Origin of the sequence: Pseudomonas gessardii (genome assembly GCF_001983165.1) — a bacterium.
Lineage (GTDB): Bacteria > Pseudomonadota > Gammaproteobacteria > Pseudomonadales > Pseudomonadaceae > Aquipseudomonas > Aquipseudomonas gessardii.
Genome location: NZ_MNPU01000001.1, coordinates 510,818 through 533,046, shown reverse-complemented (window position 1 = coordinate 533,046; position 22,229 = coordinate 510,818). Strand labels below are relative to the sequence as shown.

Below are 22,229 nucleotides of genomic sequence, written 5' to 3'. Positions count from 1 at the left end.
CCCGGAGGGATCATGTGGGAGCTGGCTTGTGTGGGAGCTGGCTCCACACAAGCCAGCTTGCACTCGGTTTATCTTGGCCCGGACACTACCAGCATCTGCCCCGGCTTCAACGCCTGGCCAGTGCGTGGGTTCCAACGCTTGAGGTGTTGCATCTCGACGTTGAAACGCTTGGCAACCATGTACAGCGAGTCACCTTTCTTGACCTTGTACTGCACCGGCTTCTTGGCCACGACTTTACGGGTGTCCTGCATCACTAGGGTCTGGCCGACCTTCAGCGCCTGGCCATTGAGCTTGTTCCAGCGCTGCAGGTCATGCACATCGACCTTGTTGGCCTTGGCAATCAGGGTCAGGTTGTCGCCGCTCTTGACCTTGTAGCTGCGCGAGCGGCCGGCCACGGCCTTGTGCTCGACTTCGTCAAACACCGGTTTTTTCGGACGCAGGCTCAACAGCTCCTCGGGATTCATCGAGGACAGGCTACTGGCCAGCAGTTGCGCCTTGGAGGTGGGCACCAGCAAGTGCTGGGGACCGTCCAGGGTGGTGCGTTGCTTGAAGGCCGGGTTGAGCTGGAACAGCTCGTCTTCGTCGATTTCGGCCAGCGCAGCGACCCGGGACAGGTCCATGCTTTGCTTGACTTCGACCATTTTGAAGTACGGCGTGTTGGCAATCGGGTTCAGGTTGACGCCGTAGGCCTCGGGGGCCAGCACCACCTGGGACAGCGCCAGGAACTTGGGCACGTAGTCCTTGGTTTCCTGGGGCAGTGGCAGGTTCCAGTAGTCGGTGGGCAGGCCGAGCTTCTCGTTGCGCTCGATGGCCCGGCTGACCGTGCCTTCACCAGCGTTATAGGCCGCCAGGGCCAGCAACCAGTCGCCGTTGAACATGTCATGCAGGCGTGTCAGATAGTCCAGGGCGGCGGTGGTGGAGGCGGTGATGTCGCGGCGGCCATCATAGGCGCGGGTCTGGCGCAGGTTGAAGTAGCGCCCGGTGGAGGGAATGAACTGCCACAGGCCGACCGCATCGCTGCGCGAATAGGCCATTGGGTTGTAGGCACTTTCAATCACTGGCAGCAGCGCCAGCTCCAGGGGCATGTTGCGCTCTTCAAGGCGTTCGACGATGTAGTGAATATAGAGGCTGCCACGTTCGCCGGCATTCTCCAGGAAGGAGGGATTGCTGGCGAACCACAGGCGTTGTTGCTCGATACGCGGGTTGACGCCCACGCCGTCCTGCAATTGGAACCCCTGGCGCATGCGTTCCCAGACATCCTGGGGCACCTGTGGGCTTGGCTTCTCTGAGAGCCAAAGGGGTTTTTGCTTGATCTTGGCCGCAAGATTGGGTTTGGGTTGCACGGTGGATTGTGCAGCGTAATGGGTCGTTTGGCAGCCCGCCAGAGTTGCGGATACGGCCACCGCAATGGCTTGAGCCAGGCGGGTCAATGCGTCTGAATGGTTGGATTTACGAATAGATGACGACATTGGCTGGAAGTGAGTTCCGGGCAAAAATGTCGGGCGATTCTAGAAAGCGCTTGGGTTCCGGTCAACCATTCAGAAATTTCGTATCAGAACCTGTCTGCTTAGAACGTATCTTTCCAAGCCCGCAAGCTAGCAAAAACCGCGCTCCCAGAGCGGTTATTGCAGTTCCCCCATTCGTCCGCTTTTTGTTTAACGGATGTTTCAGCGGTGCGCAAAAACGGGTTGGTGAGTTTTTCCAGGGCCAGGGTCGAGGGTAAGGTCATCTTGCCGTCTGCCCGGAGTTGGCTGACTTTGGCCACCCGTTCGGCGATATCGGTGTTGTGCGGCTCCACGGCCTGGGCAAAGCGCAGGTTGCTTTGTGTGTATTCGTGGGTGCAGTAGACCAGCGTGTCGGCCGGCAGCGCGGCCAGGCGCTCCAGGGAGGTGTGCATCTGTTGTGGCGTGCCCTCGAACAGACGCCCGCAACCGGCGGCGAACAGCGTGTCGCCGCAGAACAGCAAGCCATGATGATAAAAGGCTATATGTCCCAGGGTGTGTCCCGGCACGGCCAGGACCTTGAAGTCCCAACCCAGCACATGGATATCATCGTTATCGTTGAGCGCGACATCACGTGCCGGGATGTTTTCAGTGGCCGGGCCATAGACCCTGGCGCCTGACGCCTCCTTGAGCTGCACGACACCGCCCACGTGGTCGTGGTGATGGTGGGTGACCAGGATATCGCTGAGGGTCCAGCCGGGGTGTTGCGCCAGCCATGCCAGCACAGGCGCGGCATCGCCAGGGTCGACCACCGCGCAACGCAGGGTGCGATGGTCTTGTAACAACCAGATGTAGTTATCGGTGAAGGCGGGCAGGGCACTGATCTGTATCATTCTTCTATTCGCCAAGCTGGACACATTGGTGCATCTTAGAACGTCTTGGCGAGTTGGAGAATGCAATGACTGATAAAGCGTTCGCCCAGGCCGATCCCGAGTGGCTGGCCTTGATCAGCGCAGCCCGTGAGTGGCTGTCCGGGCCGATCGGGCAATTTTTGCTGGAACAGGAGCGACTGATGCTCGAAGAAGAGCTTGAGCGCTTCTTTGGCGGCTACCTGGTGCACTACGGCCCTTCGGCCCAGGCCCCGCCGTCTGCGCCCCAGGTGCAGCGCAATGTACGCCTGGGTGCGCCATTGCCGGGGGTCGAGATTGTCTGCGAAGAACAGGCCTGGCCCCTGAGCGAGCACGCCGCCGACGTGGTGGTGATGCAGCATGGCCTGGATTTCTGCCTGTCGCCCCATGGCTTGCTGCGGGAAGCGGCCAGCGCCGTGCGCCCGGGTGGCCATTTATTGATCGTTGGCATCAACCCCTGGAGTTCATGGGGGCTGCGGCACGTCTTTGCCCATGACGCATTGCGCCAGGCCCGCTGCATCTCGCCCTCGCGGGTCAGCGACTGGTTGAACCTGCTGGGCTTCGCGCTGGAGAAACGCCGCTTCGGGTGCTATCGTCCGCCGCTTGCCTCGCCCAAGTGGCAGGGCCGTTTGGCGGGCTGGGAGCGCCGGGCCGGGGCCTGGCAGTTGTCCGGTGGCGGTTTCTACCTGCTGGTGGCCCGCAAGATCGTGGTCGGGCTGCGGCCGGTGAGCCAGGTACGGCGCGAGCCCATGGGCAAACTGGTGCCGATGCCCCTGGCCAAGGTCAACCGTCGCTCCAGCGAGCCATAAATCACTTTTCTGGAATTCAGGTCGTCGTGTTCGACCTCGGGAGCTGCCGGTCGATTGCCGGCAACCCGCTTTGATGGATAGCGTAATGACCGATAGCGTAGAACTCTTTACCGACGGCGCCTGCAAGGGCAATCCGGGGCCGGGCGGCTGGGGCGCCTTGCTGGTGTGCAAGGGCGTGGAGAAGGAGTTGTGGGGCGGTGAAGCCAACACCACCAACAACCGTATGGAACTGATGGGCGCCATTCGTGGCCTGGAAGAGCTCAAGCGCCGTTGCGACGTGTTGCTGGTGACGGACTCGCAGTACGTCATGAAAGGCATCAACGAGTGGATGGTCAACTGGAAAAAACGCGGCTGGAAAACCGCGGCCAAGGAGCCGGTGAAAAACGCCGACCTGTGGCAGTTGCTGGATGAACAGTGCAACCGCCACAACATCACCTGGAAGTGGGTACGCGGGCATATCGGCCACCCCGGTAACGAGCGGGCCGATCAATTGGCCAATCGTGGCGTGGATGACGTGCGCGGCTACAAGCAGAGCTGACCGTCAGTCACACCGCAGCGGCCATTCGAGCCGCTGCTTCACGCCTCGCATCGTGCGGGGCGAGTCCACCAGCACCGCGTCGATGTTACGGCACGCTGCCGCCCGATAGTCCTCTTCGCTGTTAATGCCGATCGCCAGGATATGCACCTTGCCCTTGGACTGGAAACAGTCAATGGCCGGCGCTGTCCACAGCTTGGCATTCACCGGTGAGCGTGCTTCCCCAAGGGTGAAGGTTTCCACCAGTTCGACCTTGCGCTGATACTCGAATGCCACCCAGCTCCCTGCCTGGGGCGCCGGCTGGCAACTGTGGGCCAGGGCTACGTTGGCCAGGCGGTCACGTGTCCGGTCCCGGCTCTCGAACAACCGCGCCTGGGGGTATTGCGCGAAGGCTTGTTGGTAGCTGGCGTCGGTGGAATAGATCAGGACCCGGTCCCAGGCCTGGTTTTGCTCCAGGACCTGGGCCACGGCCTTGGCCTGGGGGGCGGCGGGTAGGGCTTTCATGTCGAGGATGATCGGGGTTGTCCGCGGAATCGCGGCCAAGGCTTGCTGCAGGGAGGGCAATCTCACGGGGTTTGTGCGATAGGGGAAGACCACCTGGCCATTGGCCGCGTCCTGCTTGAATTGCCACCCGGCGTTGAGCTGTTGCAGCTGGGCCAGGGTTTTCCCGGCCACGGGGCCCGAGCCGTCGGTATTGGCACTCAGGTCTGTCGGCCGGTACAGCACGGGGACCTGGTCACTGCTCAGTTGCACGGTGAGCCAAAGCATGTCCACCTTGTTTTGCAGGGCGTTATCGATGGCCAGCAGGGTATTTTCCGGGAAATCCGCCGTACCGCCACGGTGGGCGACGATCTGCGGCGGCTGCCCTGTCGTCGGGCTGGAGACAGGCTGGGACACACAGCCGCCGAGGGTCAGGCTGGCGACCAGTAGGGCAAGGGCATATCGCGTTTCAATCATCGGAATGCTCGCGTTCTCGGGTGGGCTTGGCATTTTACCAAGGCAGGGTAAACGGACAGCGATCGACTTGTTTGATAAACGAAGACGACCCTTATCAAATTAATACCTCAGCCAACTCCATAAGAAAACCTCGCGTGCAATCCATCGTTACAAGAGCAGGATCGCCCGGGTGAGTTGCTCGTCCGTTGCGTGCAGGCCGCAAGAGCCGTAATGGCAAACTGCGCAAGCTTTGCTAAATCTTGTAAAAAACTGTTGGACAAGGGGCTGCGGTTTTCCTCGGGGCGGCGTTTAGGTTATAGAGCGTGCTAATATCCCGCCCCTTGAAATACACACACCGTTGAGAGCTGAACCCTGATGGCCATCCGATCTGTTGTACTCGATACCGAAACCACCGGCATGCCGGTGACCGATGGCCACCGGATCATTGAAATCGGCTGTGTCGAGTTGATGGGCCGCCGCCTCACCGGTCGGCATTTCCATGTGTACCTGCAACCGGACCGGGAAAGTGACGAAGGCGCCATTGGCGTCCACGGCATCACCAATGAATTCCTGGTGGGCAAGCCGCGTTTTGCCGAAGTCGCCGATGAGTTTTTCGAGTTCATCAACGGCGCGCAGTTGATCATCCACAACGCGGCGTTCGACGTTGGCTTCATCAACAACGAATTCGCCTTGATGGGCCAGGCGGATCGGGCGGACATTACCCGTCACTGCTCGATCCTCGATACCTTGATGATGGCCCGTGAGCGCCACCCGGGCCAGCGCAACAGCCTCGATGCCTTGTGCAAACGCTACGGTGTCGATAACTCCGGCCGTGAGCTGCACGGCGCGTTGCTCGACTCCGAGATCCTGGCGGACGTCTACCTGACCATGACGGGCGGGCAGACCAGCCTGTCCCTGGCCGGCAACGCCTCCGATGGCAACGGTTCGGCCGAAGGCTCGGGCAACCGGCCTTCGGAAATCCGCCGCCTGCCGGCTGATCGCAAAGCCACCACAATCATCCGCGCCAGCGAGCAGGACATGGCCGAGCATGCGGCACGCCTGGAGGCCATTGCCAAGTCGGCGGGTGCGCCGGCGTTGTGGACTCAACTGACCCAACACTGACGCGGTCGAAAAATGTGGCAGCGGGTTTGTGTGGGAGCGGGCTTGCTCGCGATTGGGGTTTGACAGTCAGTACATCTGTTACTGATACACCGCCATCGCGGGCAAGCCCGCTCCCACACAAGCCCACTCCCACATAAACCCCCACATTTCATACCTGCAAAATCTTCATTCGCCACATTCACTCCCAGCTTCTACCCTGAGTACATCGCCCTCAGGACGCCAAGCCCCCATGTACAAAGACCTGAAGTTCCCGATCCTGATCGTGCACCGCGACATCAAGGCCGACACCGTCGCCGGTGATCGGGTCCGGGGCATCGCCCGGGAGTTGGAGCAAGAGGGTTTCAGCATCTTTTCCGCAGTGGACTATGCCGAAGGCCGGCTGGTGGCCTCGACCCATCATGGCCTGGCGTGCATGCTGATCGCGGCTGAAGGCGCCGGGGAAAATACCCATCTGCTGCAAAACATGGTGGAACTGATCCGACTGGCACGCCTGCGTGCACCCAACCTGCCGATCTTTGCCCTGGGCGAGCAAGTCACCCTGGAAAATGCCCCGGCCGATGCCATGAGCGAACTCAACCAGCTGCGTGGCATTCTTTACCTGTTTGAAGACACGGTGCCGTTTCTCGCCCGGCAAGTGGCCCGCGCCGCACGCACTTACCTTGATGGCCTGTTGCCGCCATTCTTCAAGGCCCTGGTGCAGCACACGGCCGATTCCAATTACTCCTGGCATACCCCCGGTCACGGCGGCGGCGTTGCCTATCGCAAAAGCCCGGTGGGGCAGGCGTTTCATCAGTTTTTCGGGGAAAACACCCTGCGCTCGGACTTGTCGGTGTCGGTGCCGGAACTGGGCTCGCTGCTGGATCACACCGGGCCTTTGGCCGAAGCCGAAGCCCGTGCCGCGCGCAACTTTGGCGCCGACCACACCTTCTTCGTGATCAATGGCACCTCCACGGCCAACAAGATCGTCTGGCACTCCATGGTCGGGCGCGACGACCTGGTGCTGGTGGACCGCAATTGCCATAAGTCGGTGCTGCACTCGATCATCATGACCGGCGCGATCCCCCTGTACTTGTGCCCAGAGCGCAACGAACTGGGGATCATCGGCCCGATTCCACTGACCGAGTTCAGCCGCGAATCGATTCGCGCCAAGATCGCGGCCAGCCCCTTGACCTGTGGCCGCGAGCCCAGGGTCAAGCTGGCGGTGGTGACCAACTCGACCTATGACGGCTTGTGTTACAACGCCGAGCTGATCAAGCAGCAATTGGGCAACAGTGTCGAAGTCCTGCACTTTGACGAGGCCTGGTACGCCTACGCAGCCTTCCACGAGTTTTTCGCCGGGCGCTATGGTATGGGCACCTCGCGTACGCCCGACAGCCCGTTGGTGTTTACCACGCACTCGACCCACAAGCTATTGGCGGCGTTCAGCCAGGCGTCGATGATCCATGTGCAGGATGGCGGGGCACGGCAACTGGACCGTGACCGGTTCAATGAAGCATTTATGATGCATATCTCCACCTCGCCGCAGTACAGCATCATCGCCTCGCTGGACGTAGCCTCGGCCATGATGGAGGGGCCGGCGGGGCGTTCGCTGCTCCAGGAAATGTTCGATGAGGCCTTGAGTTTTCGTCGGGCCCTGGCCAATTTGCGCCAGCATATCGCCGCCGACGATTGGTGGTTTTCTATCTGGCAGCCGCCTTCGGTGGCCGGCATTGACCGGGTGGCGACGGCCGACTGGTTGCTGCAGCCCGAGGCCGATTGGCACGGGTTTGGGGATATTGCCGAAGACTACGTGTTGCTCGACCCGATCAAGGTCACCCTGGTGATGCCCGGCCTCACGGCGGGTGGGGCCTTGAGTGATTGTGGGATTCCGGCGGCGGTGGTCAGTAAATTCCTCTGGGAACGTGGCCTGGTGGTGGAAAAGACCGGGCTGTATTCGTTCCTGGTGTTGTTCTCCATGGGCATCACCAAAGGCAAGTGGAGTACCCTGCTCACGGAACTGCTGGAGTTCAAGCGCAGTTACGACGCCAATACCAGCCTGGCCAGTTGCCTACCGTCGGTGTTCCAGCAAGGCCCGGCCCGTTACCAGGGCATGGGGTTGCAGGACTTGTGCGACCAGTTGCACGGCTGCTATCGCAGCAACGCCACGGCCAGGCACCTCAAGCGTATGTACACGGTGTTGCCGGAAATCGCCATGAAGCCGGCCGATGCCTATGACCAATTGGTGCGCGGTGAAGTCGAGGCGGTGTCCATCGATGCCTTGCCAGGGCGCATTGCAGCCGTGATGCTGGTGCCTTATCCGCCGGGCATTCCGCTGATCATGCCGGGGGAGCGCTTTACCGAGTTGACGCGTTCGATCATCGACTACCTGGCCTTTGCCCGGGAGTTCGATAGCAGTTTCCCGGGGTTTGTCGCCGATGTGCATGGCTTACAACACGAAGACGACGGCAACGGTCGTTGTTACACCGTCGATTGCATCAAGTGTTAAGGATGGTTATGCAAGCTGTAGTAAATCCGAAGTACCCGGGGCTCAGTGTACGAGTCGCCGACGAGGGATTTGACGCCTACGTATGGGGCAATGATTTCAGCTTTGAGGTAGACGTGTATGGCACGCCGGAGCTGGGCAAGCCGGTCGATCAGTGGGCGCTGGAGCAGGTGTTGCCCTACCGCAAGTGCTACGGCATCGATCCCGAGGAGTTCGCCAGCTATCGCGATGCCACCGACAGTGCGGTCTTCATGGCCTACCTGGACGATAGGCCAGTGGGCCATATCGTCGTCAGTACCAATTGGAACGGTTATGCCCATGTCGATGAGCTGGCGGTGGTGCTGGCGGCACGGCGCTATGGCGTGGCCAAGGCCTTGCTCGATGTGGCGCAGTTCTGGAGCCGCAAGAAAAACCTGCCGGGGATGATGCTGGAGACCCAGAACAACAACCTGGGGGCCTGCCGCTTGTATGAGCGTTGTGGTTATGTGCTGGGCGGCATCGACCACCTGCGTTATCGCGGGATTGATCCGCAGACGCGTGAGGTGGCGATTTTCTGGTATCGCTTGTTCAATTGACCGTCAGGACAACAGCGCCTGGGCCTTCTGCGTGACAATCTCCAGCAAGGCATTGAGCGCCGGGCTCGGGCTGCTGTCCTTGAGCGTCAACCCATACAGGCTCACCAGGATCGGCGGCGACAGTGGGCAGGTATCGAGCCCGGCCTCGCGCGCGCCGCTGGCGGTGAAGGGGTCGACCACCGCCAGCCCTTCGCCGGCCTCGACCATGCTGCGCATCATCTGGTAGGTCTGTACCCGCGTCTGGATCACCGGCAGCGGCCGCAGCGCCTGCAACTTGCTGTCCAGCAACTGGCTCAGCGGGTCCTGGCCCTCCAGGCCGATCATCGACTGGCCGGCCAGCTCCTGCAGGGCGATGTATTTCTGCCGGGGCTTGAGCCAGCCGTGGGGCGCCAACAACTGCAACTTGCCCTGGGCCAGCACGGTACGGGTGATTTGCGGGTGCTCGGGGTCATGCAGGCTCAGGCCCAGGTCGGCTTCATGCAGCAGCAGGCTCCTGACAATATCCCGGGTGGCTTGGCTGGACAGGTTGCAGGGTGTGTCCTGGAAGCGTCGGCGCAGCAGCGCAATGCTTTGCGGCAGCAACTGATTGGCCAGGGGCGGTGTGCACAGCGTGCGCAACGGCGGGGCGTGGTGGTGCTTGAGGCTACTGGCCAGGCGCTGCACCGGCTCCAGGGCTTCGTAAAGGTGGGCGATCTGCGTTTGCAGGGCCAGGGTTTCACGGGTTGCCTGCAACCGCCCGCGGACGCTGGCGAACAACATGAAACCCAACTGCTGTTCAGCGTCCTTGAGGGTAGCGTCCACGTCGGACACAGCCAATTGCAACCATTCGGCGGCGGTGCCGAGGTGTCCGGTCTGCAAAATGGCTTGAATCACTTCGATATGACGTAAACGCATGCATGAAGTCCATGTTCAGCAGGTAAGGGATTCAACGGGTGAATCCTAACCCAAGTCCGTTCATATGACTTCTGCCGGAGGGCACAGCCTTATCAAACAGGCGTGTTTTCGGGTTCGCGAGTCAGGGAGACCTGCGACTGAACCAGGACAAAGGTATTGTCGTCGACCTTGTTGACCCGGTCGCCAATCGCCAGTTTGTAGGAAATTGCAGGCTCTGAACCGTCGGCGGACGGGGTGGACTCCTGGAATTCATGCACGGAATAAACGCGGCCTTCCGCGTCGCGGGCATGGAATTGTCCGACAAGTACTGCTGCCATCTGTTTAGAACCTCTGGAGAAAAACACCGATTTGCGGTTCTGTAGACCGTCATTGAGCTGGGTAGTTTACCTACATAGAAAAAATACTATTCGCTGATGTTCCGCTTATTTTTCCTACAAGCAAGTCTCGGCGCAAAACCACCGCCGAAGGGGCAAAACCTGCTGGTGATAGGCCGGTGAAGGCTCTATAACTGTAGGTTCCTTTAGTCAGATGTAGGGAAAACCCCATGAGCAAGGTCTACACGATTGCCGTACTGGTCGGCAGCTTGAGAAAAGAGTCGATCAATCGTAAGGTCGCCCTGGCATTGGCCCAGTTGGCACCGACCAATCTGGAGCTCAGGATTGTCGAGATCGGCGAATTGCCGCTGTACAACGAAGACCTTGAAAGCTCAACGCCACCTGCGGCCTACACCACCTTCCGCCAACAAGTGGCTGGCGCTGATGCCGTGCTGTTTGTGACCCCTGAATACAATCGCTCGGTCCCGGCGGCCCTGAAAAACGCTATTGATGTGGGGTCGCGGCCCTACGGCCAGAGCGTCTGGAGCGGCAAGCCGGGGGCGGTCATCAGTGTGTCGCCGGGGGCCATTGGTGGCTTCGGCGCCAACCACCATTTGCGTCAGTCCCTGGTGTTTCTGGATGTGCTCTGCATGCAGCAGCCGGAAGCGTACCTGAGTGGCGCGGGCAGCGCCTTCGATGAGTCGGGCAAGCTCGCGGAAAAAACCCGGTCGTTCCTGCAGGCGTTTATCGATGCCTATGGCCAGTGGGTCGCGAAACAGAAGGGCTGAGCGCACGCCGTACCTGCAAGATCCGCCCAGGCCAGTCGGCTTGCCAGTTGCACGGCCTGCTGATTGGCTGTTTAACCGGCCATCGCCGTGCGGTATTGCCGTGTGCGTCTGGCAATGAGCCACTGGTATTGAAGCAGTGCCAGCAGCGGTGCCACGCGCGGATTCGGCTGGCGGCCCTGGCTCAGCCGGCGCAGTTGATAGCGCACCATCGCCATGGCTGCCAGGAATGCCAGCGTCTTGCCTTTCCAGCGAACCGGGCGCAATTGGGGATGACTGTCGCGCCCCTCTCGCCACTGCTTGATCAGTTGCGGCTCCAGGCTCAGCGCCGTTGCAATACCTGCCATGGCGATGCCACTGTCCATGACCTGTTGCACCACCGGCAAACGGCGGATCCCACCCGTGACCATTACCGGCATATTGGCCTGTTTCGCCAGTTCACTGGCCATCTCCAGGAAGTAGGCTTCCCGGGCGAGGGTGCGCCCATCGCGAGCCTCACCTTGCATCGCGGGCGCCTCGTAGCTGCCACCGGACAGCTCAAGCAAGTCGATAGGCAGTGTGTTGAGCATTGCTACAACGTCTTGCGCGTCGTTGGCACCAAACCCGCCGTGCTGGAAGTCTGCCGAGTTGAGTTTTACCGCCACGCAAAAACCAGGGCTGACCACCGCCCGGACAGCCTTGACCACGTCGACCAACAAGCGGGCACGGTTTTCCAGCGAACCGCCCCAGCGATCATCGCGCAGGTTGCTCAGGGGCGAGAGGAACTGGCTGATCAGGTAGCCGTGGGCGGCATGGATTTGCACACCGCTGAACCCGGCTTTTTCGGCCAGGCGCGCGCTGGTGGCAAAGCGTGTGATTACGTTCTGGATAGCGTCTTCGCTCATCGCCCAGGGTTTGGCGAATATTTTCGAAAAACGACCCAGGTCAAGGGACACCGCCGACGGTGCCAGGGCTTGCTGACCAAGATTGGCCATGGTCTGGCGCCCAGGATGATTTAGCTGCATCCAGAAATGCCCGCCTTTGGCCCGGCCGATGGCCGCCCATTCGCGGAAGCTGTCCAGGTGTTGTTCGTCTTCCAGGACAACACCACCCGGACCGGTCATGGCATGACGATCAATCATGACATTGCCAGTCAACAGTAGGCCTGGCTCACCGTCCGCCCAGGTCTTGTACAGCTGTTTCAACTCATGGGAGGGGGCATGTTGACTGTCGGCCATATTTTCCTCGATCGCCGCCTTGGCGATACGATTCGCGATGACTTGGCCGTTGGGCAGTTGCAAGGGTTCGAAGGGTGACATGGATTGACTCCTGAGCAGGTGAGGCCTCAGGCTAAGATTAAAGTTAACTTTAATGTCAAGCAGGATCGGTTAATGAATATTGGCGAACTGGCAAAACAGAGTGGCCTGGCCGCGTCGCGCATCCGTTTTTATGAGGCTCAAGGGTTGATCAGCCAGGTGGGGCGTCAGGCCAACGGTTATCGGCGCTATGCACCCGAGGCGCTGCAAACGCTGCAACTGATCCAGAGCGCGCAACAGGCCGGGTTTACCTTGCAGGAACTCAAGGCGTTGATGCCCGCCGAAGGCGAGCACAAGCGTGATGAGTTGATCCAGGGGCTGGAACGCAAAGTGCTGCAGATCGAAGTGATGCAGGCGCAGTTGGCGCACAGCAAGGCGCAGTTGCTGGGCGTGATCGAGGCGGTGCGGGCGCAACCGGAAGGCGTGCCGTGTTCGATGGGGCAGCAGGCGGTACTGTCGTCAATCAAGAGCCGTTGACTTGGAAGCCTGTTCAAGAGCACCACTGTTTCACTGGTTAAAAAGAGGAGAGGCGGGGTTCCTCTGCCAGGAACTTAAAAGTGTTACAAAGATAATTCGGCATTAGGCATCGAAGTGTCCTACATGTATTCAAGCTTCAGATGAGTAAGATCCCATCGCTCGCCTATCCCTGGCTGAACGCTTGTTTTTGAGCACTTTGAGATAACTCGCAGGAGTTGGAATCCAATGAATTATGCCTTTGTCACAGGTGCTACTGGCCTGCTGGGAAACAATGTGGTTCGTGCACTTGTAAACCGAAAGGTCAAAGTCAAGGCACTGGTTCGCTCCGCAGAGAAAGCCAGGAGACAGTTTGGCGATTTGCCTGTTGAATTTGTTGTGGGCGATTTACTGGATGTCGAGGCTTTCAGTCATCACATGCAAGGGTGCGATGCCTTATTTCACACAGCGGCTTATTTTCGCGATAACTACAAAGGCGGAACGCACACAAAAGAATTACATCAAATAAATGTCGTTGGCACTGAGCGTCTATTGCAAGCCGCCTATGCCGCCGGTATTCGCCGGGCTGTTCATACTTCATCTATTGCCGTTTTGAAAGGCAATAGAGATCAATTGATTGACGAAACGATGTCGCGAAATGAACAGGACGCGGACAACTATTACTTGAGTAAAATTGTCTCGGAACAAAAAATCCAGGCCTTTCTGTTGCAGCACCCGGATATGTTTATCGCTATGGTATTGCCAGGCTGGATGTTTGGTCCCGGCGACCTTGGTCCGACCTCATCTGGGCAGTTCCTGCTCGACTTTGTCGGGCAAAGAATGCCCGGCATACCGCCCGGAACCTTTTCAGTGGTAGATGCCAGAGATGTGGCGGAGCATCTATTGGCTGCAATGACACAGGGTCGATCAGGTGAGCGCTACCTGGCCGCTGGCAACCACATGGACATGAAAGGTATTTTCCAGGTGCTCTCTCAGGTCAGTGGCATAAAGGCGCCGGAGCGCGAAGTGCCCTTGTTCATGCTACGAATAATTGCCTGTGCGCATGAAGTTTATTATCGACTCACTAAAAAGCCGGTACTCATCAGTACGTCGGCCGTCAAACTCATAGCGCAGGAACAAGGATGTACCCGTTTTAGTCATGAAAAAAGCCTGCGGGATCTTGGCTGCCAGTTTCGCCCGGTGAGTGAAACAATGGCCGATACACTGGATTGGTTACGTGAAAATAATACAAAAAGAGCATAAGCGAGCGCATCGCTGTACCTGTGCCTAAGGTGCTTTGGTCTCATTCGCTGGTTTGAAAAATCAGGAGTATTTATAAATGCAATCCTTGCCCTGTAAGGAAGGCTTTCTTCACCGACTTTTCGGGATTTCAGAGTCTTTCCCTGAACATATTGCTATCAAGGATCTGGATGTCGATGCCGGTGTTGTTACATATCGCGAGCTGCAAGTAAAAGCCGAAAAATGCAACGGCGCACTCCAGGAGTTGAATGTTGTTCCGGGCGACAAAGTTGCACTTGTACTGCCCAGTGGGGTTGAGTTTATCGCTTACTTTTTAGCGATCATTGGGCGCGGTGCAATTCCGGTTCTCCTCAACTACAAGTTGATGCCATTTGAAATGGCGAGTGTCGTGGGCAGCGCCAGGCCTGTGCTGGTGGTGACCACCGCAACGCTTTTTGAAAAACATCGCGAAACTTTCCAGCTCACCTACGGTGTGCGTCACTCCTTGTTAGTGGACACGGTCGGGGACTCATCGTCGCTGCCTGAAAATGCTACCTCAGAGGCCGGGCTTGCGCAGCGCAGCGAACCGCTGGTGTTGCCCGAAGGCAATCCAATCGTCTCGATCCAGTTCACTTATCGGGGCATGGGCAAACCGCTGGCAGTTCCTCATCGCTACCTCGACATGACACACGCAATCGATGGCATGCATGAGCAGATTCATCGACAAGGGGTCGGCTCCGTTCATCTGGTGACGCTACCTTTGCATGCGATCTTCGGGCTGACCGCGATGATGGTCTTTCCATTGAGCGTGGGCGCCACTTTGTTGATGACCAATACCCTGCTCAACAGGGACCTGGCAGAGGTCTTGTCCCAGCATGAGGTGTCTTTTACCTGCCTGGTGCCCGATGTCATTCGCTATTTCAATACGCGACTGGCCAAGCGCAAAGACGCGCGGTTGCCGATGCACCCTAAGCTGATGATTTATTCGGGGGGTAGCCATTTACCCGCGGACGAAGCCGAAAAACTGGGACGGTTGCTGGGCTGCAAGCCGGTAGTGCAAGGCTACGGATTGACCGAGACCATGCCCGTGCTTCTCCAGAGCACGTTGGGTGTGACGCAGCGCGGGGCCATGGGGCAGCCGATCAGGGGGGTGGAACTGCGTGTCGTCGATGCTCAAGGACAAGACGTCGCACCCGGGCGGATCGGCGAATTGCTGGTACGCGGCGCGATGGTGATTGATGGCTACGCCGATGCCGAAGAAGCCAACAAGCGGTTCTTCCGTGATGGCTGGCTGCACACGGGGGATCTGGTTTGGCGCGATGACGACGGGCACGTGTTTTTCTATCGCCAACGCTTACGCATCTCAAAGATCAAAGCGCAAATGGTCGACTTGATGGAGATCGAATCCGTCGCTATGCAACACCCCGATGTGCTGCGTGCAAAAGCCTACATCGTGCCTGACCACAAAGAGATCAACGCATTGCACCTGTGTGTTGAAGGGCACGCCGCGCTGACGCAAAGCGTACTCGCCACGCTGCTCTCGCAGCACCTCTCGGGGTTCAAGCTGCCCAAGACCATTGAGGTCAGCGTTCTCAAGGAGCCCAGCCATGCAAGCTGATGGCACGCAACCGGTGCTGGCGGTTTTTGACTTTGACGGCACGCTCACTGACCGGCATACGTTCTGGCGCTATATGCGTTACATCGCGGGAACAAACAGGTTCTGGCTCAAGCTGATCCCCCTGTTGCCCAAGGCGTTCAGCGTGATCCTGGGCGTGACGCCGTTGATGCAGGCTCGGCTGGCCTTCATTGCCTGTTACCTGGGCGGCGTGTCGGTTGAGCAAGAACGCGAGCATGCACGGCATTTCGTGACGCAGCACTTGCCGCGCATGCTCAGGCCCGAGGCACTGCGCCGGTTGCAATGGCATCAGTCCATGGGCCATGTCACTGCGCTGGTCAGCAATTCGCCAGAGAACTACCTGGCGCCCTGGGGGGCTGCCGTGGGGTTTGACTATGTGTGCGGTACACGCCTGGAAACCGAGAATGACAGGCTGACGGGGGGCGTTTCAGGCACCAACTGTGTCGGGATGGAAAAAGTCATGCGGCTCAGAGGCTGCCTGGGCAACCTGGATGATTTCTACATTTACGCCTACGGCGACTCACCCGGCGACGATGCCCTGCTCGGCATTGCCAACGCTCCCTTCTACAAAAACTGGTACTGACTTATGGACGTATCGAACACTTCAACCCCCAGGCAATCCGGTGGGCCAGCGACGGTCATGATCGTCGGCGCCGGGCCTGTTGGCCTGCTACTGGCAAACCTGCTGCAGAAATGGGGCGTTTCTTTTCGCATTATTGAAAAAAATACCGGCCCTTCGACCGAGACCAAAGCGATGGCCGTGCATTCGAGAACCCTGGAGATTCTTCGGGATCTGGGGCTCTCTGAGCAAGCTATCAGCAACGGTTTTACGGTCAACCAGTTTTCGCTGCAGTCGAATGCCAGGCGGGTGCTGAACTACAACTTCTCCTACCTAGATGCCGCCTACCCTTTGTTGCTGAGCTTGCCACAGCCGATGCTGGAAAAAATCCTGCTTGAGCGGCTTGAGGCATCAGGGGGGAGTGTCGAGTGGAATACCGAACTGGTCGACCTGCAGAACCAGCAGGGTTGCGTGCAGATGGGCCTTCGTCATGGCGATGGCAGCGACGAACGCTTGACCGTTCGCTGGGCAGTCGCCTGCGACGGTGCTCGAAGCACCGTGAGACAGTGCCTTGGGCTCTCCTTCGACGGGGCGTCCTACGAGCGGTTCTTCATGCTGGCCGATGCTGACATCGAGTGGTCCGGAAAACCGGACGAGGGGGCTTTTTTCCTGAGTGCGCGGGAAGGTTATGTGGCCGTCGCGCCGATCAACGCTCAATCGCGTTATCGACTGTTTATCGAGATGCCCTATGCACTGCCGGCGGAAGGTGAACGTCCTTCCTTGAGCCTGGAAAGCTTTCAGCAGCTGTGTGAAGGGCGTGGGCAAAAGATGACGCTGTCCAACATTACATCGACCACCCTTGCCGCATTCCAGCATCGTCGCGTGCAGTCACTGCATCACGGTGCGGTGTTCCTGGCAGGCGATTCGGCCCATATCGGCAGCCCTATCGGGGGCCAATGGATGAACCTGGGGATGAGTGAGGTGTATAACCTGGCGTGGAAAATCGCCTATGTCGATCAGGGCCTGGCAGCCCCCTCATTGCTGCAAAGCTATAACGAAGAGCGCTACCCGGTAGCCTTGCAAGCCGAGAGCATGGCACATCGACTGACCACACTGATTACCCTTGAGCACCGGGCGCTTGTTTGGCTGCGGGATAATGTCCTGCCGCTGTTGAGTCGTTGGCGTACGGTTCAGCGCAAGTTGCCCTCAATGGTTTCCGGTCATCATTACAGCTACGCTAAAAGTGATTATATTCAAGAGTCCCTGACAAAAAAGCAGCGCACGCATTGGCATAAAAAAGACAGAAAGTTGCGGTTCAAGACCGCGGTGCCTCGTGCCGGCCAACTGGCTCCCGATGTTGAATTATGGCAAGCGCCGGGTACGCCACCCAGACACTTGATCGACCTGTTCCACGGCACGTTCACGTTACTGATTTTTAGTGCGGCCGATCAGTTTTCCTCTTTATTGCCGGACTATTACGCACTGGCTGATACCGTGCAGCAGGATTATCCGGGCATCAAGGCCTATTGTGTTATCGATGCTCTCAGCAGTGCCGAGGCGCCGCTTGAGCATTCGACGTTATTGGACCCGGATTGGCGACTGCACAAGCGTTATCACGCGCGAGCGGGCACATTGATGCTGATTCGGCCTGATGGCTATATCGCTTTTCAGGGGCCGGATGCAACCACGCTCATGACGTATCTGCACTTGAGGTCCGGGCTGCTCAAGGGCGCCAAAAGAACAGCAGCCTGCGCGACTGATTCAGCGGTATTACAACTTTAAAGTTATTCACACTTAGTTCCGGGCGGCTTATTGGTTTGCACAAGGCCAGCGTTGGCCATGAACTAATACTCTGTTTGAAATAACGTAAAGCAATTTTGCTTAGGAGAGTTCCATGCGCTTTGAACTTGGCAATGTTATTCAGGAATTTATCGTGGCCAATGGAAAAATGGCCCAGAGTTATTTCTCTCTTTCAGAACGAATCATTGATTCGCTGTGCGACTCGGATTCTGCGAAAGAATCAATATTGATGCGTTTGCTGGCCCAGGCCGAAACCGTCACGGTGGAGTATTTCAATGCCCATAAACAAGTCCTTGAGGGCGTGTTTGCCCGTCGGGTTGAGGCGCCGCTCAACCCTGCGCTTGTGCAGCTTGAGACTTCGCCTGTGGACGCGGTCCCGCTCGCAACGGTAACCATTGACGAGGCAAGCCGTGCGCAGGTGCCGGCCATGGATGTCGAGGCCTTGGTGCTGGAGCAACTGGCGACGATCACCGGTTTTACCGTAGACCAGATCGACCAGGCGCTGCCCTATGAAAGCCTGGGCCTGGACTCCCTGGTGCAGATGGACTTCCTGGAGTCGCTCGTCGACCTGTGGCCGCAACTCAGAGCCAGCGGCACTGAACTGCTCAACGCCCAGTGCCCGCAACACACGATTGCCCTGATCAACGCGGCCCTGGCCGCGCCCGAGTCGGCCCCGGCCACCGAAGCGCAAGCGCCTGAGGCCAAGAGCGCCGAGCCAGCCTTGCGCCAACGGCTGTTCGACACCTTGATACCGCTGATCCCGGGCCAGCCCAAATCGTTCGATATCGATACGCCCTTTACCGAACTGGGCCTCAATGGTTTTGCCCGCGAAGCGTTTTGCCAGGCACTGGCACAGCAGTGCCCTGCCAGCCAGTTTGCCGGTGAAGCGTTGATGTCATGTCGTACGCCGCGGGACACCTTGTCGCTTTTGGAAAGACTGAGCTGAGACACGATCCGCTGCAAGAAAGGGGATCTGGATCTCTCGGTATTTTGGCAATCAGGAGGAAAGGACATGCAGAGCACGGTGACACCCGAGGGGGATTTTTGTTTCAGCGCCATGGCCGGTGAGTTTCCTGGCGCGCCATCAGTGGATGCGCTTTGGCACTTGTTGGCGCAAGGGCAGGTGGCCCCTCTGAATTCGATGCTGCCACGTTGGGAGCAAGATAAAGCCTCGGTCTATTCGGCCACGGTCGGGGAAAAGAATCGCACCTACCTGGACAGTGCTTATTGCCTGGCCGATAGCGCAACGACCCCTTCACGGTATGAAGGACGGCAGGTCGCCATCGGCCAGAAAGTGCTCCAGTCACTCCTGGCCCAGCTGGCAACCCAAGGTTCGGCGCCGATCAGGGAGCGCACCGCGTTGGTGGTGGCGACGTCCTGGAGCGACGAGAGTTTTTTCCTGCCGGCAATGTCGGCAGAGGCCCATGGGCCACACTATGGGCCAGCTGAACAAGTGGCGGAACTGGCGACTGCGCTGGGGTTGGGAGGGCCGGCATTGTCAGTCGACACCGCCTGCAGTTCGTTCCCCTACGCGCTCAACATGGCCCAGGCCCTGGTCAACAGCGGGCAGGCGGACAGCGCAATCGTCATGGCATTGAACACGGTACTGCCACTGCCACTGTTCCTTGGGTTTTCCCAGTTGACCGCCTTTTCGCCCAGGGCCCGGATGCAGGCGTTCGGGCGCGACGCGGACGGTATTGTGCCGGGGGAGTGCGCGGTGGCTTTCCTGGTCGAGCCAGTCTCCCAGGCCCTGCTGGCGCAGCGCCGCCCCCTGGGCATCCTGCGGGCCTTGGGGCTGTCGGCCGATGGCGCCGAGGGCTCGGTGTTTTCCCCTGGCAAACAAGCCCAATATGCGGCGTACCAACGGGCCTATATCGGCCTGGACCCCGGCACGGTGGACTACATCGAGACCCATGGCACGGGTACACCGCTAGGGGATGCGACCGAACTCGACTCGTTGAGCAGCTTCTTGCGTGCCTATTGCACTGACGGTAAGAAAATACCCATAGGCTCGATCAAATCGGTGATCGGGCACCCTCTGGCGGCGGCAGGCGGTGCCTCGCTGGCCAAGACGTTGATGATACTGCGACAAAAAACCATTCCCCCCCAGCCCGACTACTCACCCAGCGCAAAGCTCGATGAATCCTGCCTGCAACTGGCGACCGGGCAGGGGCAGCCTTTGGCCGACCGTCAGTCGGCGATTCGGATCGGCATCTCCAGCTTTGGTTTTGGCGGTGCCAACGCGCACCTGGTGGTGGATCAATACCTGCCCGACAACCGGCCCATTGCCCCCCGAGTCAGCCCCGGCGTGTTGAGGCTGGACCTGGGTATTGTCGAGGCGGAAGCGGCGATTGGCAGCCACTTCTCGCTACATTCACTTAAGCAACAACTTGATCAGCCGGCAGCTCCCCTGGTTGGTTTTCCCCATGGCCGCTTCGTTGAGGGCGCGGCCGCTTCGGCTCAGCCGTTGCCCGGGCGATTCCTGGCGCAGGATCATGTGATTGAGATCGATGGCTTCGGCATGGGGCCCAAACTACTGGCCAGTGTCGATCCGTTCAAACTGTTGATCACCGATCGCGTCAATCATTTACTGCGCCGCCTGCCCGGGGTGGCCGGTTCATCCGGCGCCGCGATGGTGATGTGCTGCAACCTGGGCGGAGAGCACTTCAGCAACGTCTACAGCCGTGTTCACAATGCCTTGGGCCCGGTACAAGGCATCCCTCCTGGGCAGGATACGCTGGACGTGGCAACCGGTTTGCCCAGTATGTTGTCTGGCTATCCGGCGAAAATTTTTGACTTCAAGGGGTTTCATCAGACGCTGGCCGGCACACCGGGGCTGTTCTGGCACGCCCTGCTGGCCGCGCAACAATGGTTCAAGGAAGGTATCACGACGCTCTTGCTCGGCGCGGGGCGCTTTGTCAGTGCGCCCGCCGAGCTCGAACGCATCCGGCAGTCATCGACGTCCCAGGGGGAAGGGGTGGGGGTGTTTGCCTTGCGGCCCTATCGACCGGACGCCAGTGACACACCGTTGTTGGTGATCCGCGCAGCGGTCCTGGGGCATGCCGCATCCTCGCTGGAAGAGGCGTGCGCACAGCTGGGCCAGGTGCGAAGCGATGTTCAGCATATTGAGGTGTGCGAGTTGCAGCCAACGGCAGCGTGTACCGACGGCTCATGGCAAGCGATAACCGGTTGCCTGGCTGAAGCCACGGGTGTCGAAACCCTGTTGGCCGTGATGATGAAGGCGGCGGTTCACTCGGTGATCGAGGTGCGCAAGGCCGGCGAGCCCGTGATGTGGTTATTCACTGAAAAACTGCGGGAGTGGGGCGCGACAGCCCCTGAATGCGCCCCAGCCATCAAGCGTCCCTTTGAATTGCGCTTCGCTCACCCGACGCCTCAGCCATTGCAGCCCTTCAGCGGGCCTGGCTGTCCTGTCAGCCCTGTGGCTGATTTGCCAAGCGATGACAGCGGTATGCTGGAACTCAGCGACCGGCTGACAGAGACACTGCTCGCGGCGCTACGCGTCAGGGGCCGGGCCATCGAAGAGCTGTTTGCCCTGCACCATGACGCTCATGCCAGGCCTGCCGAGCACTGGCAGCGCAGCCCGGAAAACATCGTGATTAGTCATGTCCGCCGCAGTACGCAGGCACTGCACGCTCAATTGGTGGTGAATGAAGCGCACCCCTACTTTTTTGATCACCCACTTGATCACGTCCCCGGCATTTTATTGATCGAGGGCGTGCTGCAATTGGCCGAGCTCGCCATGCCTCCACGCAGTGGCCGGGTTGCTTATGTCAACACCCTGGATATCAAGTTCCAGCGCTATGTCCAAAAAGAAGGGGCGATTGATCTGCAGCTGGAGCAAGACAAAGACCTGCCGGTATTCCGCGCCACGGTCCGCCAAGATGGCAAGCTCATGTGCACCTGCACCCTGGGCATGGCCTACCACTCGGTGCACGAGGCGTTGCCCGCCGCTCGGTTCACTGCGACCGCCTGCCGCGACAAGGCCTTGCTGCACAAGGCCAGGCAAGAAAACGTGCTGGTCAGTGACATGAGCGATATCGCCCAGGGCCTGAGCGTAGAAACCCTCAAGCCGGCTGACGAGCACTTTTTCCAGCAGGGCGGCCCCAAGCACTATTCGATGGTGTATTTCCTGGAAGTCGCCCGCCAGTGCTTCATGCAGATCGCCCACAGCCACCGGCGCATCCCTGTGGGCACCCCGATGAACCTGCTGGCCTTGAGTTTCACCCTGGATCGACCGATCCCGACGAACAGCCCGCTGTTACTGGCGCCACGCATCAACGTTGATGCACCTGAGCAGTCCTTCAAAACCTACCGTATCTGTATCGACCTGTTCAACCAGGGAGCAAAGATCGGTCAATCCGAAATTACCGCGCAATTGCTGAGTCGCGCTCACTCTGGCGCATGACAGCGCCTCCGCTTAACCC

The 22,229-nt window shown here is 59.2% G+C and carries 19 protein-coding genes; 13 read left to right on the top strand and 6 right to left on the bottom strand.

Going from position 1 to position 22,229, the window contains the following annotated elements:
* Positions 1-68: 68 nt before the first annotated feature.
* Together BLL38_RS02135 and gloB are read right to left on the bottom strand one after the other, a co-directional pair.
* On the bottom strand, positions 69-1,469 hold the full coding sequence (locus BLL38_RS02135) for a lytic transglycosylase domain-containing protein (protein WP_076961106.1): 1,401 nt from the start codon (positions 1,467-1,469) through the stop codon (positions 69-71).
* A 98-nt stretch (positions 1,470-1,567) separates the two neighbouring features.
* Positions 1,568-2,335 carry a hydroxyacylglutathione hydrolase gene (gene gloB, locus BLL38_RS02130; RefSeq protein WP_076961105.1) on the bottom strand — a complete coding sequence of 256 codons (768 nt, stop codon included), beginning with the start codon at positions 2,333-2,335 and terminating at the stop codon, positions 1,568-1,570.
* A gap of 65 nt (positions 2,336-2,400) precedes the next feature.
* Between gloB and BLL38_RS02125 the strand changes: the two genes are divergently transcribed.
* Both BLL38_RS02125 and rnhA read left to right on the top strand, forming a co-directional pair.
* Positions 2,401-3,159, top strand: coding sequence for a class I SAM-dependent methyltransferase (locus tag BLL38_RS02125; RefSeq protein ID WP_076961104.1), 759 nt, complete (start codon positions 2,401-2,403; stop codon positions 3,157-3,159).
* Between the two features lie 85 nt (positions 3,160-3,244).
* A complete protein-coding gene (gene rnhA / locus BLL38_RS02120; RefSeq protein WP_010171667.1) occupies positions 3,245-3,697 on the top strand; it encodes a ribonuclease HI in 453 nt (150 codons plus the stop codon).
* 3 nt (positions 3,698-3,700) lie between these two features.
* Here the strand turns inward: rnhA and BLL38_RS02115 are convergent, their stop codons facing one another.
* Positions 3,701-4,651 (bottom strand): glycerophosphodiester phosphodiesterase family protein, encoded by a 951-nt coding sequence (locus tag BLL38_RS02115; protein WP_076961103.1) that lies wholly within the window; start codon positions 4,649-4,651, stop codon positions 3,701-3,703.
* A 360-nt stretch (positions 4,652-5,011) separates the two neighbouring features.
* On the opposite strand from BLL38_RS02115, the gene dnaQ reads away from it, so the two are divergent.
* The 3 genes from dnaQ (at position 5,012) to BLL38_RS02100 (ending at position 8,809) form a co-directional block, all read left to right on the top strand.
* Positions 5,012-5,752 (top strand): DNA polymerase III subunit epsilon, encoded by a 741-nt coding sequence (gene dnaQ / locus BLL38_RS02110; protein ID WP_162237649.1) that lies wholly within the window; start codon positions 5,012-5,014, stop codon positions 5,750-5,752.
* Between the two features lie 229 nt (positions 5,753-5,981).
* The gene (locus BLL38_RS02105; protein ID WP_076961102.1) at positions 5,982-8,237 is read left to right on the top strand and encodes an Orn/Lys/Arg family decarboxylase; all 2,256 of its coding nucleotides are present in this window, start codon (positions 5,982-5,984) and stop codon (positions 8,235-8,237) included.
* An 8-nt stretch (positions 8,238-8,245) separates the two neighbouring features.
* Entirely contained in the window at positions 8,246-8,809 is a 564-nt protein-coding gene (locus tag BLL38_RS02100; RefSeq protein ID WP_076961101.1) for a GNAT family N-acetyltransferase, read from the top strand.
* A gap of 3 nt (positions 8,810-8,812) precedes the next feature.
* Here BLL38_RS02100 and BLL38_RS02095 read toward each other — a convergent pair whose 3' ends face one another.
* Together BLL38_RS02095 and BLL38_RS02090 are read right to left on the bottom strand one after the other, a co-directional pair.
* Positions 8,813-9,703, bottom strand: coding sequence for a LysR substrate-binding domain-containing protein (locus BLL38_RS02095; protein WP_076961100.1), 891 nt, complete (start codon positions 9,701-9,703; stop codon positions 8,813-8,815).
* 92 nt (positions 9,704-9,795) lie between these two features.
* On the bottom strand, positions 9,796-10,020 hold the full coding sequence (locus tag BLL38_RS02090) for a hypothetical protein (RefSeq protein ID WP_076961099.1): 225 nt from the start codon (positions 10,018-10,020) through the stop codon (positions 9,796-9,798).
* Between the two features lie 227 nt (positions 10,021-10,247).
* Between BLL38_RS02090 and BLL38_RS02085 the strand changes: the two genes are divergently transcribed.
* A complete protein-coding gene (locus tag BLL38_RS02085) occupies positions 10,248-10,805 on the top strand; it encodes an NADPH-dependent FMN reductase (RefSeq protein ID WP_076961098.1) in 558 nt (185 codons plus the stop codon).
* Positions 10,806-10,876: 71 nt separating this feature from the next.
* Here BLL38_RS02085 and BLL38_RS02080 read toward each other — a convergent pair whose 3' ends face one another.
* Positions 10,877-12,100 (bottom strand): NADH:flavin oxidoreductase/NADH oxidase family protein, encoded by a 1,224-nt coding sequence (locus BLL38_RS02080; protein ID WP_076961097.1) that lies wholly within the window; start codon positions 12,098-12,100, stop codon positions 10,877-10,879.
* Between the two features lie 72 nt (positions 12,101-12,172).
* Here BLL38_RS02080 and BLL38_RS02075 point away from each other — a divergent pair, with 72 nt between their 5' ends.
* The 7 genes from BLL38_RS02075 to BLL38_RS02045 all read left to right on the top strand — a co-directional run bounded on the left by BLL38_RS02075 (position 12,173) and on the right by BLL38_RS02045 (position 22,210).
* Positions 12,173-12,574: a MerR family transcriptional regulator gene (locus BLL38_RS02075; RefSeq protein WP_076961096.1), complete on the top strand. Its 402-nt coding sequence runs from the start codon at positions 12,173-12,175 to the stop codon at positions 12,572-12,574.
* A gap of 225 nt (positions 12,575-12,799) precedes the next feature.
* Complete coding sequence (locus BLL38_RS02070; protein WP_076961095.1) at positions 12,800-13,813, top strand: SDR family oxidoreductase; 1,014 nt, start codon at positions 12,800-12,802, stop codon at positions 13,811-13,813.
* A gap of 76 nt (positions 13,814-13,889) precedes the next feature.
* Positions 13,890-15,407 (top strand): class I adenylate-forming enzyme family protein, encoded by a 1,518-nt coding sequence (locus BLL38_RS02065; RefSeq protein ID WP_076961094.1) that lies wholly within the window; start codon positions 13,890-13,892, stop codon positions 15,405-15,407.
* Positions 15,397-16,008, top strand: coding sequence for an HAD-IB family hydrolase (locus BLL38_RS02060; protein WP_076961093.1), 612 nt, complete (start codon positions 15,397-15,399; stop codon positions 16,006-16,008). The genes BLL38_RS02065 and BLL38_RS02060 overlap by 11 nt, the downstream gene beginning before the upstream one ends.
* A 3-nt stretch (positions 16,009-16,011) precedes the next feature.
* Entirely contained in the window at positions 16,012-17,766 is a 1,755-nt protein-coding gene (locus tag BLL38_RS02055; RefSeq protein ID WP_076961092.1) for an FAD-dependent monooxygenase, read from the top strand.
* Between the two features lie 112 nt (positions 17,767-17,878).
* On the top strand, positions 17,879-18,730 hold the full coding sequence (locus BLL38_RS02050) for a hypothetical protein (protein ID WP_076961091.1): 852 nt from the start codon (positions 17,879-17,881) through the stop codon (positions 18,728-18,730).
* Between the two features lie 66 nt (positions 18,731-18,796).
* A complete protein-coding gene (locus BLL38_RS02045) occupies positions 18,797-22,210 on the top strand; it encodes a beta-ketoacyl synthase N-terminal-like domain-containing protein (protein WP_076961090.1) in 3,414 nt (1,137 codons plus the stop codon).
* The last annotated feature ends 19 nt before the right edge of the window (positions 22,211-22,229 follow it).